Origin of the sequence: Actinoallomurus sp. NBC_01490 (assembly GCF_036227085.1) — a bacterium.
Lineage (GTDB): Bacteria > Actinomycetota > Actinomycetes > Streptosporangiales > Streptosporangiaceae > Actinoallomurus > Actinoallomurus oryzae.
The window spans coordinates 3,077,716-3,093,148 of sequence record NZ_CP109433.1; the positions used below are offsets into that span (position 1 = coordinate 3,077,716).

General features: G+C 70.4%; 12 protein-coding genes. 3 read left to right on the forward strand and 9 right to left on the reverse strand.

What is annotated here, in order from left to right:
* Positions 1–17: 17 nt before the first annotated feature.
* Positions 18–872, reverse strand: a complete 855-nt coding sequence (locus tag OG417_RS14815) for an ABC transporter substrate-binding protein (protein ID WP_329255730.1) — start codon at positions 870–872, stop codon at positions 18–20.
* Positions 873–1,197: 325 nt separating this feature from the next.
* Between OG417_RS14815 and OG417_RS14820 the strand changes: the two genes are divergently transcribed.
* Both OG417_RS14820 and OG417_RS14825 read left to right on the forward strand, forming a co-directional pair.
* Positions 1,198–2,415: an NAD(P)-dependent malic enzyme gene (locus OG417_RS14820; RefSeq protein ID WP_442875687.1), complete on the forward strand. Its 1,218-nt coding sequence runs from the start codon at positions 1,198–1,200 to the stop codon at positions 2,413–2,415.
* A gap of 179 nt (positions 2,416–2,594) precedes the next feature.
* Positions 2,595–3,563, forward strand: a complete 969-nt coding sequence (locus OG417_RS14825) for a zinc-binding dehydrogenase (RefSeq protein ID WP_329255732.1) — start codon at positions 2,595–2,597, stop codon at positions 3,561–3,563.
* Positions 3,564–3,633: 70 nt separating this feature from the next.
* On the opposite strand, the gene OG417_RS14830 is transcribed toward OG417_RS14825, so the two are convergent.
* From OG417_RS14830 to OG417_RS14855, 6 genes are all read right to left on the reverse strand, one after another.
* Complete coding sequence (locus tag OG417_RS14830) at positions 3,634–4,929, reverse strand: outer membrane protein assembly factor BamB family protein (protein ID WP_329255734.1); 1,296 nt, start codon at positions 4,927–4,929, stop codon at positions 3,634–3,636.
* A 703-nt stretch (positions 4,930–5,632) separates the two neighbouring features.
* Entirely contained in the window at positions 5,633–6,352 is a 720-nt protein-coding gene (locus tag OG417_RS14835) for a PadR family transcriptional regulator (RefSeq protein WP_329255736.1), read from the reverse strand.
* Positions 6,349–7,176, reverse strand: coding sequence for a DUF4097 family beta strand repeat-containing protein (locus OG417_RS14840; protein WP_329255738.1), 828 nt, complete (start codon positions 7,174–7,176; stop codon positions 6,349–6,351). The genes OG417_RS14835 and OG417_RS14840 overlap by 4 nt, the downstream gene beginning before the upstream one ends.
* 409 nt (positions 7,177–7,585) lie before the next feature.
* Complete coding sequence (locus OG417_RS14845) at positions 7,586–7,765, reverse strand: DUF6104 family protein (protein WP_329255740.1); 180 nt, start codon at positions 7,763–7,765, stop codon at positions 7,586–7,588.
* 181 nt (positions 7,766–7,946) lie between these two features.
* Complete coding sequence (locus OG417_RS14850) at positions 7,947–11,648, reverse strand: multifunctional oxoglutarate decarboxylase/oxoglutarate dehydrogenase thiamine pyrophosphate-binding subunit/dihydrolipoyllysine-residue succinyltransferase subunit (RefSeq protein WP_329255742.1); 3,702 nt, start codon at positions 11,646–11,648, stop codon at positions 7,947–7,949.
* Between the two features lie 304 nt (positions 11,649–11,952).
* Positions 11,953–12,465, reverse strand: coding sequence for a hypothetical protein (locus tag OG417_RS14855; RefSeq protein WP_329255744.1), 513 nt, complete (start codon positions 12,463–12,465; stop codon positions 11,953–11,955).
* A 257-nt stretch (positions 12,466–12,722) separates the two neighbouring features.
* Between OG417_RS14855 and OG417_RS14860 the strand changes: the two genes are divergently transcribed.
* Positions 12,723–13,658, forward strand: a complete 936-nt coding sequence (locus OG417_RS14860; RefSeq protein WP_329255746.1) for a GlxA family transcriptional regulator — start codon at positions 12,723–12,725, stop codon at positions 13,656–13,658.
* 85 nt (positions 13,659–13,743) lie between these two features.
* On the opposite strand, the gene OG417_RS14865 is transcribed toward OG417_RS14860, so the two are convergent.
* Together OG417_RS14865 and OG417_RS14870 are read right to left on the reverse strand one after the other, a co-directional pair.
* Positions 13,744–14,253, reverse strand: coding sequence for a hypothetical protein (locus OG417_RS14865; protein ID WP_329255748.1), 510 nt, complete (start codon positions 14,251–14,253; stop codon positions 13,744–13,746).
* Between the two features lie 156 nt (positions 14,254–14,409).
* A complete protein-coding gene (locus OG417_RS14870; RefSeq protein ID WP_329255750.1) occupies positions 14,410–15,432 on the reverse strand; it encodes a serpin family protein in 1,023 nt (340 codons plus the stop codon).
* Position 15,433 lies beyond the last annotated feature (1 nt).

Genomic DNA, 15,433 nt, shown 5'->3' on the forward strand with positions numbered 1-15,433 from the left:
AAACAATCACGCAACGGCTACTCTGCGGCGTTGATCCGTGTATCGGGCACCGCGCCCGAGGTCAGGCCCCACTGCGTGGTCAGCCGCCGGTAGGTGCCGTCGGACATCAGCGTCTTCATCGCCTTGAAGATCGCGTCGCGCAGGTCGCTCGAGCGCTTGGGCACCGCGACGCCGTACAGGGCGGTCCGGTACGGGGAGCCGGCGCACTGGAGCCGGCCGCCCGACTCCTTCGCCCCGTAGACCGCCGCAGGCGAGTCGGTGAGAGAGGCGTCGGCCCGGCCCTTCGCGAGGGCCTCATTGGCGGCCACCTGGTCGTCGTAGGACAGCCGGATCGGGGCCGGCCGGCCGGCGCTGCGGCAGGCGTCGATCCGGGCGCCGGTGCCGGGCCGGGTCGCGTCCTTGCGGGAGAGCTCCTCTTCCTGGGTGGTGCCCTTCTCCACCGCGATCTTCTTGCCGCACAGGGACAGGCCGTCGGGCCGCAGACGCCGCGGGTTGCCCTCGGGGACCAGGAGCATCGTGCCCGCCGAGAAGTAGGTGACGAAGTCGAACCTGCTCTCGCGCTCGCGCGTGTCGGTGAAGGAGGAGAGGCTGATGTCGTACTTGCCCTCGTCGAGGGCCTGCAGGATGGTGTCGAACCGCACGTCCTGGAACTCCGCCCGCACGCCGAGCTTGCGGGCGAGGGCGTTGCCGAGATCGACGTCGAACCCCACGATCTGGTCACCGCGCTTGAACTCGTTCGGCGGATAAAGGGCGTCCGTGGCGATGAGGATCCTTCCCGCCCGCTGGATTCTGCCGAGGGCGCCGGTCGAGGTGTTCCGGCAGGCGGCGATCGCGGGGATTCCGAGCAGGGCGATGAAGGCCGCCGCGGCCACGCGGCGGACGATGGGCCGGGCAAACAGAGCGTTCTCCTGGGGGCGGAGGTTGGCGGCGTACAGGTAAGGGGCTTAGGTGGCATGTGTGACGGGCACGCTCTAAGCGGGACCAACAATGGCATAAACCCTTTACGGACGGGTCCCAATGGCACGGCGCGCCGCCGTGTTCTGGGGTGGTACGGTCCCCCGCCTGGGGTTCGCCGGGTGATGTGGTTCAATCGGTGAACGGGTGACCCCCGTACACCGAGAGACGTCCGCGCCGCCCGTTGACCCAGGGATGACAAGGATGTCTGCCCGTATTTGTCACGAAATAGCAGGGGTCGCTGTGGCTGCCAAGCCCGATCAACCTAAGCCTGACCAACCCAAGCCTGATCAACCCGAGCGCGACTACGACGCCGATCCGGCCTTCGCGCTGCACCGAGGAGGCAAGCTCGAGGTGCGCTCGACCGTTCCGGTCCGCGACCGGGACGATCTCTCACTCGCCTACACGCCCGGCGTCGCCCGCGTCTGTACGGCGATCGCCGACGAACCCGACCTCGTGCACGACTACACCTGGGTCTCCAAAGTCGTGGCCGTCGTCACCGACGGCACCGCCGTACTCGGCCTGGGCGACATCGGCCCCTCCGCGGCCATGCCCGTGATGGAGGGCAAGTCGCTGCTGTTCAAGGAGTTCGGCGGGGTGGACTCCGTGCCGATCTGCCTCGACTGCACCGACGCCGACGACCTCGTCGAGACGGTGATCCGGCTCGCGCCCAGCTTCGGCGGCATCAACCTGGAGGACATCAGCGCGCCGCGCTGCTTCGAGATCGAGGACCGCCTGCGGGCCGCGCTCGACATCCCGGTCTTCCACGACGACCAGCACGGCACCGCGATCGTGGCGCTCGCCGCGCTGCGCAACGCCTCCCGCCTGACCGGCAAGCCGCTGTCGTCGATGCGCGCCGTCGTGGCCGGAGCCGGCGCCTCCGGCGTCGCCGTCACCCGGATCCTGCTGGAGGCCGGCATCGGCGACATCGCCGTCTCCGACAGCAAGGGGCTCATCTACGACGGCCGCGACGGCCTCAACCCGATCAAGCAGAAGCTCGCCGGCGACACCAACCGCGCGCAGCTCAAGGGCTCCACCGAAGACGCCCTGGTCGGCGCCGACGTCTTCATCGGGCTTTCCGGCGGCACCATCCGCGAGGACTGCGTGGACGCGATGGCCGACGACGCCATCGTGTTCGCCCTGTCCAACCCCGACCCGGAGATCCACCCGGAGGTCGCCCGCCGCCACGCGCGTGTCGTCGCCACCGGGCGGAGCGACTTCCCGAACCAGATCAACAACGTGCTGGCCTTCCCGGGCGTGTTCCGCGGCGCCCTCGACGTACGGGCCCACTCGATCACCGAGGGCATGAAGCTGGCGGCCGCCACCGCCCTGGCCGACGTGGTCGGCGACGAGCTGGCGGAGGACTTCATCATCCCGAGCCCGTTCGACGAGCGCGTGGCCCCCGCGGTGACCAAGGCGGTCGCCGACCAGGCCCGTGCGGAGGGCGTCGCCCGCCTGTAGCCGTTCGACAGTGGACACGGTCCGTACTCCCGATTCGAGAGTACGGACCGTGTTTCGATGGAGCACGGATGCGAGTTCGTCACCGCCGACCGGGGCTTGCGAGGTTCCGTGGGTTGCGGTACCGACACCCCCTTGGGTAGGGCGCGGCGGCCGGGAAGTCGTGAACTACAGTGCGGATCATGTTCGCCGTCACCGCAGCACGCATCGATGCCGACAATCCGCTGAACGGTCTGGAGCTCGGGGAGCGCCCCGAGCCCACGGTGCCCGAGGGCTGGACGACCGTGACCGTCAAGGCCACCGCGCTCAACCACCACGACGTCTGGACACTCCGCGGCGTCGGGATACGCGAGGACCGGTTGCCGATCATTCTCGGCTGCGACGCGGCCGGGGTCGACGAGGACGGCAACGAGGTGATCGTCCACTCGGTGATCGGCGATCCGGAGCGCGGCGGGGGAGATGAGACGCTCGACCCGAAACGGTCGCTGCTGTCGGAGACCTACGACGGGACGTTCGCCGAGAAGGTCGCCGTTCCCCGGCGCAACCTCGTGCCCAAGCCCGCCTCCCTGTCGTTCGAAGAGGCGGCCTGCCTGCCCACCGCGTGGCTGACCGCGTACCGCATGCTGTTCGGCAAGGCGGGGCTGGAGCCCGGATCGACCATTCTCGTGCAGGGCGCGGGCGGCGGCGTCGCGACGGCCGCGATCGCGCTGGGTTCGGCGGCCGGCTACCGCGTGTGGGCCACGAGCCGCAGCGGCGACAAGCGCGAGCGGGCGCTCCAGCTCGGCGCGGACCAGGCGTTCGAGACCGGCGCCCGGCTGCCCGAGCGCGTGGACGCGGTCATCGAGACGGTCGGCGAGGCCACGTGGAGCCACTCGCTGAAGTCGCTGCGCCCCGGCGGCCGCATCGTCGTCTCCGGCGCGACCAGCGGCCAGGTGCCCCCGGCCGAGCTCAACCGCGTGTTCTTCCTGCAGCTCTCGGTGGTGGGCTCGACCATGGGCACCCGCGACCAGCTCGTACGGCTCGCGCGCTTCCTCGACGTCACCGGCGTACGCCCGAAGATCGACCGCGTGCTGCCGCTGTCCGAGGCCCGCGAGGGCTTCGCCGCGATGGCCGAGGGCGACCTCTTCGGAAAGATCGTCTTCACGCCCTGACGGCCTCCTGCCGGACGCGCGCCGTTCCGGCCACTTGCGACACGTGACCGGAACGGCGCCCTACGGCGCCCTAGCCCAGGGCGAACACGCTCGGGGTGTGCTGGCTCGGCACGGTCGTTATCGAGATGCCGAACAGGTGCGAGCCATCCCAGTACAGGCGGCTCGCCCTGGGCCTCGCGATGAGGTCCCTGGAATACGCGGGACCCATCGCGGTCGCCTTGCCGTCGGCGCCGCCGAGCTTGAACACCTGCGGCGGATGCTCGTACGTCCCGTTGCTCATCGCGATGACCGCCCCGCCCGCGAACGCCACCGGGACACCCGTCACCTTCGGGCCCAGCGAGGTCGCCCAGCGCTGCCGGCCGGTCGCGAGGTCGAAGGCAACGATCTTGTTCGTGTCGCGCAGGCTGTTGACCCTCGTCTCCTCGGTGCCGACCACGAGCGTGTCGGAGGAGACGGCCGCGTGGATGAGCATGTGGCTGGCGAGCCCCGAATAGCTGGTCATGTCCAGCGAGCCCCAGGCGCCCTTCTGCGGGATGGTCGCCTTCACGCGGAACGCGTCGTCGAGGGAGACGAACGCACCGTTGTCGCTGGAGCCGCCGTCCAGCACGACCGGTTGGGTGGACAGCAGCCGGAAGGTGGCGTTGTCGATGCCCGAGGGGAGGGTGACCGGGGCCTTCTTGGTGACGGTTCCGTTGTCGGGCGACACCTTCGCCACCGTGACGGTGTCGTTCGAGCTGAGGCAGTCGAAGAGCACCATCGCGGTGTTCGCGCCCCCCAGCAGGTCGTTGACGAAACAGTCGTCACTGCCGGCGGCCTTCGGGTCGAGCCGCCAGCGCTGGTGTCCGGACAGGTCGTAGCCGGTGAGGCCGCCGCCGTACTCGATCACAGCGGTGCCGCCGATGACCTCGGCGGTGATGGTGTTGGACCCGCTGCTCGTGCCGGACTGGAGCGTGCCCTGCCCGCGTGCCCGGCCGGTGGCCAGGTCGACCAGCGCGAACCCTTCGCACTTGGTGACCGTGCCGCCGCCGTCGGCGCCGAATCCGATCACGCCGACGTTGCCCGCGGTCTCCGTGCTCAGGCCGCAGATCAGCGACCGACCTCCGCCGCCGGGGAGCGGCGGGGGCGACATCTGCCAGCGTCGTTGTCCGGTACGGGCGTCGTACGCGACGAGCCCCCCGGGTGCGACGGTGACGGTCATGTCGGCGGTGTGCCAGCCTCCGATGAAGCTGGGGCCGAGGGTGTTCTGCGGCAGATCCTGGCTTTGCCAGAGCACCTTGCCCTTGAGCGGCCCGCCCGACGCGGTCGTTCCGCCGTCGCTGGAGGACCTGCCGAAGACCGCGTATCCGGCGACTCCGATGACCACCACGACGACGACGCCGATGGCGACGGCGATGAGCCGCCCGGCCCCGCCCTTCTTCCCCTGGGGGCCGGGGCCGCCCGGCGGCGGCTGACCCGGTATCGGCCCAGCGGGTCCGTACGGTCCCTGCCCGGCCGGTCCGTACGGTCCCTGCCCAGCGGGTCCGTATGGTGCCGGTCCCTGCCCAGCCGGTCCGTACGGGCTCTGCGGAGGCCCCCATGGGCTCTGCGGTTGTGCGCCGGGGCCGTGCCGGCCGGGCTGCTGCGGGCCGTGGCCCGGCGGGGGAGCCGCGCCCTGAGGGACGGCGGGTGGCTGCCCCGCCGACTCCGGGCTCCAGGCCTGCGTCGCCTCATATCCCGGCGAGGGCGACGACGAGGGGGACTGCCGACGGCCGTCAGGGCCGTCTTCCGAACGCTGCGGCTCGGGTGACATCACGGGCGAAGGCCTCTCAACACAGCGGGTGGGTGGCGGGTGCACGCCTGACGCGGAGGCACCGCAAGATCACCCGCATTGTCGCAACTGCTGACAGCTCGCGTATGTGACATCACGATATGTGGCCGAAGGCACAACTCGGCCTCTCCGTTCCGGGCGGCAATGCTGATTCCGACGACCGAAAGCCGCCGGGCGTTCCGGTGCGATGCCCTGCCGTGCGTTCGGTGCATGCGGTCACGCCGCCACCGCGCCGGAACCGTCCCAAGAACGAGTACGGACCCTACTGCTGCGGAGGGAAGATCTCGGTGCTGAGCCGTTCGGAGGTCTCGGCGAGCAACTCGCGCGTCCGGGCGAGCTGGTCGTCGCTAATACCCTCGCGCGCCGCGGCGCGGACGTCCTCGACGAAGCGGCGGAGCGTGCGATCCAGCTTGACGCGGGCCGCGTCGTCCGGGGTGCCGGTGGCGGTGGCCCAGGCGTCCTCCCAGGTGTGCCGCCACTCCTCCTTCAGCGCACGCTTGTGGTGCTTCCACTGCTCCTTCTGGCGCTGCCACTCGTCCTTCTGCCGCTGCGTGGTGGCCTTGAGGTTCTGCGTCGCGCCGGCCGGGCCCTGCTTGCGCATCTCGCGCGCGGCCTGGGTCAGCTCCTCGCGCAGCGAGCGTACGGTGTCGCGGACGTCCTCCTGCACCTCGCGGGCGATGTCGCGGACCGACTCGGTCAGCTCCTCTTCCAGCTCGGCGAGCTCGTCCATGCGCCGTTCGAGTTCGGCGCGGCCCGCGTCGGTCAGCCGGTAGACCTTCTTGCCCTTGACGACCTCGTGGGTGACGAGCCCTTCCTCCTCCAGCCGGGCGAGCCTGGGGTAGATGGTGCCGGGCGAGGGAGAGTAGACGCCGAGGAAGCGGTCCTGGAGCAGCCGGATGACCTCATAGCCGTGCCGCGGGCTCTCTTCGAGCAGCTTCAGCAGGTACAGCCTCAGCCGGCCATGGCCGAACACCGGACTCATCGGTCGTGTGCTCCTTCTCGCTTCAGTGCATCGGGATCGGGACGGCTCAACAGGGTGATCGCGCCGGAGACCGAGTTGATGTTGAGGGAGGCCGCTCCGCCGCCGAGCGTACCGCTGACGCTCTTGCCGACCGGGGGATCCTGCCGGCTGAGACCGTCGAACGCCGCGTCGATCCGGCCGCTCATGGACAGCAGCGAGACCTTGGCGGAGGTGGACGCCGGCAGGCGCATGGTCACCTCGCCGGACACGGTCCGGAGCTGCACGCCGGCGCCGTCGCGGAGGTCGACGTCGGTGGTGATCCGCCCGCTCACGGAGTGGGCGCTCAGCCGGTCGACCGTGCCGCGGGCGAGGGCCAGGTCGCCGGACATGGAGTTGAAGGTCATCGAACCGTCGACGCCGTGCGCCTCGACCGCGCCGGTCGCGGTGTTGGCGTCGATCGAGCCGGTCACGCCGTCGAGTGTCACGTCGCCCGAGGCGGTCTTGACCGACACGCGCCCCGACATGCCGTTGATGACGGCGTTCGCGGTGACCAGGTTGAGGGTGACCGGGCAGTCCGCCGGCACCGTGATGGTGATCGCGGTGTGCCCGCGAGTGTTCTGGAGCCAGCGGAAGACGCCCTCGATCCCGCTCTGCTTCTGGCTGATGCTCAGCATGCCCGCCTCGTGCGCGACCTCGAGCGGGTGGCCGGAGACCTCGCTCACGTGCAGGGCGGGGCGGTCGCTGGTCGGCAGCACGGAGACGGTGCCCGCCACGATGTTCGCCTTGAGGGCGACCACTCCGTCGAAGTCGATCTTCGTCGGCTCCTCGACCGTCCAGCGTGCCATGAGCCTCTTCCCTTCCGTCGGAACGCTATGGAAACAAGATATGTCGCGTTTTCGGAAAGTTCAAGATGTATCGCGTTCGGCGCCCGAGGGCGGCCGGATGCCGATCAGGGCCTCGGGGAAGCACAAGAAACCGGGACTGAGCCGCCATCGATGCTCCGCTGCGCTCCGATGCCGATCAGTATCTCCACGGAAGAACCAAAAGCCGGGACTGATCGCTGTCCAATGCTCCGCTGCGCTACGCATTGGACAGCAGTCAGTATCTCCAGGGAAGAACCAAAGGCCGGGACTGATCGCTGTCCAATGCTCCGCTGCGCTACGCATTGGACAGCAGTCAGTATCTCCAGGGAAGAACCAAAGGCCGGGACTGATCGCTGTCCAATGCTCCGCTGCGCTACGCATTGGACAGCGGTCAGTCGTCGTCTTCGTCGGCGAGGCGGGCCAGCCAGGTCGCGAGGCGCTCGACCGGCGTCTCGAACTCGGGGTTCAGGTCGACGAACTCCCGGAGCCGGTCGGCCATCCACGCGAGCGAGACCTCTTCCTCACCACGGCGTTCGGCGAGTTCCTCGATACCTCGATCGGTGAAGTACATGCGTCCACGTTCGCAATCGTCAGGTGGTGGTCTGGACGGCGCCCAAGGTAGCAGCGGTATGCGCCGCGGCCCCGCACCGGTCGGGTGCGGGGCCGCGGCGAGGACCTTGGGTCAGGCCGGAGACCGCACGGAAACCCTCATTCCGCTCGCGACGGGCGAGGGCTCCGGGCGGCCCGATCTCTCAGCGTTCGCCGAACAGGGCGGCGAGCAGGCCCTGCTGCTCGGCGGCGTGCATCTTGGCCGACCCGACGGCGGGCGAGGAGCTGGCGCGGCGGGACACCCGCTTGAGCTCGCGGCCCTCCAGGTGTGCGGGCAGCTTCAGCGACATGAACGGCCAGGCGCCCATGTTGGCCGGCTCGTCCTGGACCCAGATCAGCTCCGCGTCGGCCGGGTACTTCGCCAGCTCCGCCTTGATCTCGTCGACCGGCAGCGGGTAGAGCCGCTCGACCCGGACGATCGCGGTCGAGGTGTCACCGGCCTTGTCCCGCGCGCCGAGCAGGTCGTAGTAGAGGCGCCCGGTGGTGAGCAGGACGCGGCGCACCGTGCCGAGCTCCGCCTTCTCACCGATCACCGGCCGGAACGAGCCGGAGGTGAACTCCGACGTCGCCGACGTCGCCGCCTTGAGCCGCAGCAGCTGCTTCGGCGTGAAGACGATCAGCGGCTTCTCCCGCGGCGACAGCGCCTGCCAGCGCAGCAGGTGGAAGTAGTTGGCGGGCGTGCTCGGCTGCGCCACCGTCATGTTGTCCTGCGCGCACAGCTGGAGGTAGCGCTCGATGCGGGCAGAGGAGTGGTCCGGGCCCTGGCCCTCGTACCCGTGCGGCAGCAGCAGCACGACCGAGGAGTGCTGGCCCCACTTCTGCTCACCCGAGGAGATGTACTCGTCCACGACCGACTGGGCGCCGTTGGCGAAGTCGCCGAACTGGGCCTCCCAGCACACCAGGGCGTCGGGGCGGGTCATCGAGTAGCCGTACTCGAAGCCCATCGCGGCGTACTCGCTCAGCAGGGAGTCGTGCACGTAGAACTTCGACGTGCCCTGCCCGAACTGCTTGAGCGGGGTGTACTCCTCGCCGGTCTTGCGGTCGAACAGCACCGCGTGGCGCTGGCCGAACGTGCCGCGGCGGGTGTCCTGGCCGACGACGCGCACCGGGCGGCCGTCGATCAGCAGCGAGCCGAACGCGAACATCTCACCGGTCGCCCAGTCGATCGCGTTGTCCTCGATCATCTGCGCGCGCTTCTGCAGCAGCGGCTGCACCCGCGGATGCGGGGTGAAGCCCTCGGGCAGGTTGAGCTGCGTGTCGATGATCCGCTTGACCGTCTCGTCCGAGATGGCCGTGGGAACGCCCTTGTGGTCGACCGGGATGCGTTCGGTGTCGGGCTTGGTGAAGCTGTCCTGCGGCGGCTGGTTGGTGGCCTCGCGCGTCTCCGAGAAGGCCCGCTCCAGCTGCTCCTGGTAGTCGCGGAGCGCCTGCTCGGCCTCCTCGACGCTGATGTCGCCGCGCCCGATGAGCGCCTCGGTGTACAGCTTGCGGACCGAGCGCTTGGCGTCGATCAGGTCGTACATCAGCGGCTGGGTGAACGACGGGTTGTCGGACTCGTTGTGGCCGCGCCGCCGGTAGCAGATCAGGTCGATGACGACGTCCTTGTTGAACGCCTGGCGGTATTCGAACGCCAGCCGGGCGACCCGCGCGCACTGCTCGGGGTCGTCGCCGTTCACGTGGAAGATCGGCGCCTGGATCATGCGCGCCACGTCGGTGGCGTACACGCTGGACCGGGAGTACTCCGGGGCGGTGGTGAAGCCGACCTGGTTGTTCACGACGATGTGCACGGTGCCGCCGGTGCGGTAGCCGCGGAGCTGGGAGAGGTTCAGCGTCTCGGCCACGACGCCCTGGCCGGCGAAGGCCGCGTCGCCGTGGATGAGGATCGGCATCACCGTGAACTCGCCCTCGCCGAGGTCGAGGACGTCCTGCTTGGCGCGGACGACGCCCTCGGCGATCGGGTCGACGGTCTCCAGGTGGCTCGGGTTGGCCACGAGCGAGGTGCGGATCTTCGAGCCGTCGCGGGCCACGAAGTCGCCGTCGGCGCCGAGGTGGTACTTCACGTCGCCGGAGCCCTGGGCGCTCCGCGGGTCGAGGTTGCCCTCGAACTCACCGAAGATCTGGCCGTAGGACTTGCCGACGATGTTGGCCAGGACGTTGAGGCGGCCGCGGTGGGCCATGCCGATGACGACCTCGTCGAGGTGCTCCTGCGCGGCCGCGGTGATCACCGAGTCGAGCAGCGGGATGAGTGACTCGCCGCCCTCGAGGGAGAAGCGCTTCTGGCCGACGAACTTGGTCTGCAGGAACGTCTCGAACGCCTCGGCCGTGTTGAGCCGGCCGAGGATGTGCTTCTGCTCCTCGCGGTCGGGCTTCTCCGGCGGCACCTCGACGCGCGACTGGATCCAGGCCCGCTCGTCGGGCTCCTGGATGTGCATGTACTCGATGCCGACCGTGCGGCAGTAGGAGTTGCGCAGCACGCCGAGGATGTCGCGCAGCTTCATGGTCGGCTTGCCGCCGAAGCCGCCGGTGGCGAACTCGCGCTCCAGGTCCCACAGGGTGAGGCCGTGCTTGAGGACGTCGAGGTCGGGGTGGCGGCGCTGGGTGTACTCCAGCGGGTCGGTGTCGGCCATGAGGTGGCCGCGCACGCGGTAGGCGTGGATCAGCTCGTGCACCCGGGCGACCTTGGCGACGTCGTCCTCGTGGGTCGCGCTGATGTCCTGGACCCAGCGGACCGGCTCGTACGGGATGCGCAGCGCTTCGAAGATCTCGTCGTAGAAGTCGTCCTCGCCGAGCAGGAGCTGGTGGACGACGCGCAGGAAGTCACCCGACTGGGCGCCCTGGATGATGCGGTGGTCGTACGTCGAGGTCAGCGTCATGACCTTGCTGATGCCGAGGCGGGCGAGCGCCTCCTCGGACGTGCCGGCGTACTCGGCGGGGTACTCCATCGCGCCCACGCCGATGATCGTGCCCTGGCCGGGCATGAGGCGGGGCACCGAGTGCACCGTGCCGATCGTGCCGGGGTTGGTCAGGCTGATCGTGGTGCCGGCGTAGTCGTCGATCGTCAGCTTGTTGTTGCGCGCCTTGCGCACGACCTCTTCGTACGCCGCCCAGAACTGGCGGAAGTCGAGGGTCTCGGCGTTCTTGATGTTGGGCACGACGAGCTGCCGCTGGCCGTCGTCCTTCTTCAGGTCGATCGCCAGGCCGAAGTTGACGTGCTCGGGGCGGATCAGCGTGGGCTTGCCGTCCACCTCGGCGTAGGAGGCGTTCATCTCCGGCATCACCTGCAACGCCCTGACCAGGGCGTACCCGATCAGGTGCGTGAAGGAGACCTTGCCGCCCCGCCCGCGCTTGAGGTGGTTGTTGACCACGATGCGGTTGTCGATCAGCAGCTTGGCGGGCACCGCGCGCACGCTGGTCGCGGTCGGCACGGCCAGGCTGGCCTCCATGTTGGTGACGGTGCGGGCGGCGACGCCGCGCAGGCGCACCTCCTCGGCTCCGCCGGGGACCTGGGGCGCCGGGGCGGCCTTCTTGGCCGGCTTCTCGGGTGCCTCCGCGGCCGGCTTCTGCTCGGGCCTGGCGGCGGGAGCGGCGGCGGGCTTCTGCTTGGGTACGGGCGCGGTCGGAGCGGAGGGCGTCGTGGGAGCGGGTGTCGGAGGAGAGGCGGCCGCGCCGTCAGCGGCCTTGGCCGGGCGGTCCGGCTGGTAGTCGGCGAAGAAGTTCCACCAGGCTCGGTCAACCGAGTTGGGGTCTTCGAGGTACTTCTGATAAAGCTCGTCGACCAGCCACTCGTTGGGACCGAAGTCTGGAGTGGTCTGGTCGGCGGAGGATCGCGACGACTGAGTCGACACGGCGGAGATCGCCCTCTTCCGCGCTCGCAGGTGGATCTGTAATCGAGACAAGGCTACTCGTCCGTGACCGTCCGCGATGCAAGGCTCAGGGTTCTCACGATGTGGACAGGCCACGCTCATGCATAGCGCTTCCACGGATAGGGATATTCCGCTCGAATTCGGGCGCGGATAAAGGCTTTCGGTGGGCGGCGCGATGGCCGTGTCCTTTTGGCCGAACGCCGTTCGCGGACCGGATCCTCCGCTCACGGCCCCGCGAGCCCTCCGGTGGAGGGCTCGGCCGCGAGAGCCCGCCGGGTGACGCAGATCACGCTCCGGTGCTGGACCCGGGCCGGACGATCATCAGGACGGTGACCGCCGCCCACAGGATGTTGAACAGCCCGGTGTACATGGCGAGCCGCGCCGGGCCGCGCTCGGTGGCGCTGAGCGGCCGCGGGCCGGCGAGGAGCGCCTGCTGGCGGGGCAGGACGAGCAGGGCGAGCACGGCGGCCGCGAGCGCCGTGAGGACGATGGAGACGATCACCCACGCGTCGCCCGTGACGTGCATGGCGCCGGCGGTGGCGAGGCCGAACACCGGCACGGCGACGCCGGCGACGGCGTACACGCGGCAGACGCGGTGCAGGAGCCGCGCACCGGCCATCGCCGGGCCGTCGTCGCCCGGGGCGGCGGTGGCCCCGAGGGCGGGTTCGAGGGCGGGCTCTTCGGCGGGCCGGGCGGAGGCCCGGCGGATCGCGGCGGGGAACATGCTGGCCGCCACGGCCACCGGCCCGACGGCGAGGACGGCGGCCAGGACGTGGACGATGAGAAGGATCTTGGTCACGGATGCGGGTGCCTTCGTGCGGGGAACGGTGTGATCGCCGCCGGCGTACGGCGGCGCGGGCACGACGCTACGGACCGGCCCCCGGGCTCGACAGTGGCGTAAGTGCCATGCTCCACCGGATTCTCGCCAAGACCGGGACCTGGACGCGTACCCGGCAGGTGGCCGCACCACGACGGCCGACCGGACGCCCTGATGCGCGCGGGCGGTGCCGGTCACGGATGGGTGGCGGGAAATCGGCGGTGGCGTACGTTACGGCCATGCACACGATCGCGGTACTCGCGCTCGACGGGGTGATCGGATTCGACCTGACCACGCCCCTGGAGGCCTTCGGGCGTACGCGCCTGCCCGACGGGAGGTCGCCCTATCGCCTGCGGGTCTGTGCGCCCTCGGAGGAGGTCGACGCCGGAGCGTTCACGATCCGCGCGCCGTGGGGTCTGGAAGCGCTGGAGGAGGCGGACACGATCATCGTGCCCGGCGTCGCCGCACCGGCCACGCCACCGCCCGACGTGCTCGCCGCGCTCCGGCGCGCGGCCGAGGCCGGCACGCGGATCGCGTCGATCTGCGCCGGCGCCTTCACCCTCGCGGCGGCCGGGCTGCTGGACGGGCGGCGCGCCACGACCCACTGGGCCGCCGCCGGGTACCTGGCCGAGCGGTACCCGGCCGTGAAGGTCGACCCGGACGTGCTGTACGTGCACGACGGGCAGATCCTGACCTCGGCCGGCGCCGCGGCAGGCCTCGACCTGTGCCTGTACATGATCCGGTGCGACCACGGCTCGGCCGTCGCGGCCGACGCGGCCCGGCTGTCGGTGATGGCGCTGGAGCGGGAGGGCGGGCAGGCGCAGTTCATCGTGCACGAGCAGCCGCCCACGCCGCGCGGTTCGGTGCTGGAGCCGGTGCTGCGCTGGATGGAGGACAACTCCGGCCGCGACCTCACGCTCGAGGAGATCGCCGCCCACGCCGGGATGAGCACCCGCACGCTCAACCGGCGCTTCCGCGAGCAGACCGGCACGACGCCGCTGCAGTGGCTGCACCGCGCCCGCATCCGGCGGGCGCAGCACCTCCTGGAGACCACCACGCATCCGGTCGACCGCATCGCCGCGCAGGTCGGGTTCGGCTCGCCGACCGCCTTCCGCGACCGGTTCAAGCGCGTGGCCGGCCTCAGCCCGAACGCCTACCGCCGCGCGTTCCGGTGAGGTCCCGGTTGCGCGTGGTTGTCCACAGCCGCTCTGAGGCCGTGTTCGAGTCTGAGCGCCTGATGCGTGGGCGTGTGGGCCGGTTTCAGGCGAAGGCGATCTCCGCGAACGAGATCCCTCCGCGCTCGCTGTGTGAGAGGACAGGCCGCTCCGCGTGCTGGGGCGCCTGCCGTAGGTACTGGTGGAATCCCGTAGCCCGGAACTTGAGGTCGAAGAAGTGACCTTCGATGTGCCACTGTGGGCCGCCGCGACCGTCCTCTGGGGCTGAGCGTCGAAGGTGGTCGATGTCGAGGCTCAAGGCCATCCCCTTGAAGTCGAGGTCGCCCTCGACGTCCCAGACATCGTCGAACACGAGCGTGGACGGCGCGATCCAGAAGCTAAAGTGCGTCTGCGGTGCGACCGGATGCACCCAGCGGACGATGTAGTCGATGTCCAGGAGCAGGCGCGGCAACGAGTCGTCGGAGGCACCCGGCTGCACGCAGAGTCCGTGGATGGTGCCGTCATGCCATCCCATCACGTCGAAGTCGGCGTCGCTCCAGATGCTCTTCGTCAGACCGGATTCCGGGTGAGTGCCTGCGCTCATGGCGGCATCCAACCAAACGGGCAGGTGAGGGCCCAGCTGGTTGCCTTTGAGAGCGGTCGCGGGCCGGGGCGCTCTGAGGGCCTTCTCGTGGCAGAGCCGCGGCCTTGACAATGGAAGTGGGGTCGGCCCCGGGCGGGCGGGGAGTGCTCGGACTTCCGAGGTCGGTGATCAGGGTTCGGTGACGCGGGCGAGGAAGTAGACGGCTCCGCTGGCCGGATGGCGTACGACCACGAGGAACGGCCGGTCGACGCGGAACTCCACCGGACGGCTCAGGTCCATGCCCGCCGGCACCATCACGGCCGCGGTGGCCGCAGCCCCCTCCAGGCCCTGCTCGTCCACCTCGAGCACGGCCTTGTGCTCGACCCGGTCGATCCGCACGGGCGCGGGTGTCATGCCGGAGAAGTCGGCGTCGTCGGTGAAGGCGGTCCGTACGCCCAGGGCGCCGAGCGGCTCGGTCAGGCTCGCTCCGCTCTCGACCCGGAACTTCGGCACGGCCAACTCGACCTTGACCGGCTGCGCCGCGTCGTACAGCGGGCGGAGCGACTCCGGCGCCGGCGGGCCGTCCTCGGGCCCGAGCAGCACGTCCGCGACCACGCCACCCCCGGCCGTGAGCGTGACCATCCGCCAGCCGCCGGCCTCCGCGTAGGGCATGCGGCCGGTGCGGCGCATCATCGGCACCCGCCGTCGCCCGCCGGGGCCGTAGAAGGGCACCGGGACCGTGTCGCTGCGGGAGAAGGGGATCCGCCAGGCGGCCTTGAGGTACAGCGCGTTCACGAGGACCGCGACCGTGCCGGGGTCGACGGCGCCGGCCGGCAGCAGGTCGCGGATGAGTTCGCGCGTCGTCTTGGCGACCTCCGCGTTGATCGCCCGGCGGGCGGCCTCGGGGTCGCCGGCGAAGTCGGCGCTGTGCAGCGCCGCGCCGGTCGCGCGTTCGTACTCCTCCTCGACGGGGACGCCCTCGCGCAGCCACAGCGTGTCGGCCACCGCGATCTCGGCGTCGTCGAGCGCCGCGGCCTCCGCGAGGCCCAGCTCGCCCGGCGCCCCGCCCAGGGCGCCGGCCAGCTCGTCGTACGTGCGGCCGCGCGCGCCGGCCGCCGCGAGCGCCAGCGCCGACGCGACGGAGTAGGGAGACCAGACCAGGCCGCCCTCGGAGCCGAGCCGCCGGTTCAGGCGGAGTGCGAACTCGTCCATT

What these genes read in the sequence shown, in the direction of transcription:
- OG417_RS14835 (WP_329255736.1), bottom strand. Translation starts at nt 6,352, where the DNA reads ATGAGTCCGGTGTTCGGCCATGGCCGGCTGAGGCTGTACCTGCTGAAG.
- OG417_RS14825 (WP_329255732.1), top strand. Translation starts at nt 2,595, where the DNA reads ATGTTCGCCGTCACCGCAGCACGCATCGATGCCGACAATCCGCTGAAC.
- OG417_RS14845 (WP_329255740.1), bottom strand. Translation starts at nt 7,765, where the DNA reads ATGTACTTCACCGATCGAGGTATCGAGGAACTCGCCGAACGCCGTGGT.
- OG417_RS14840 (WP_329255738.1), bottom strand. Translation starts at nt 7,176, where the DNA reads ATGGCACGCTGGACGGTCGAGGAGCCGACGAAGATCGACTTCGACGGA.
- OG417_RS14860 (WP_329255746.1), top strand. Translation starts at nt 12,723, where the DNA reads ATGCACACGATCGCGGTACTCGCGCTCGACGGGGTGATCGGATTCGAC.
- OG417_RS14870 (WP_329255750.1), bottom strand. Translation starts at nt 15,432, where the DNA reads ATGGACGAGTTCGCACTCCGCCTGAACCGGCGGCTCGGCTCCGAGGGC.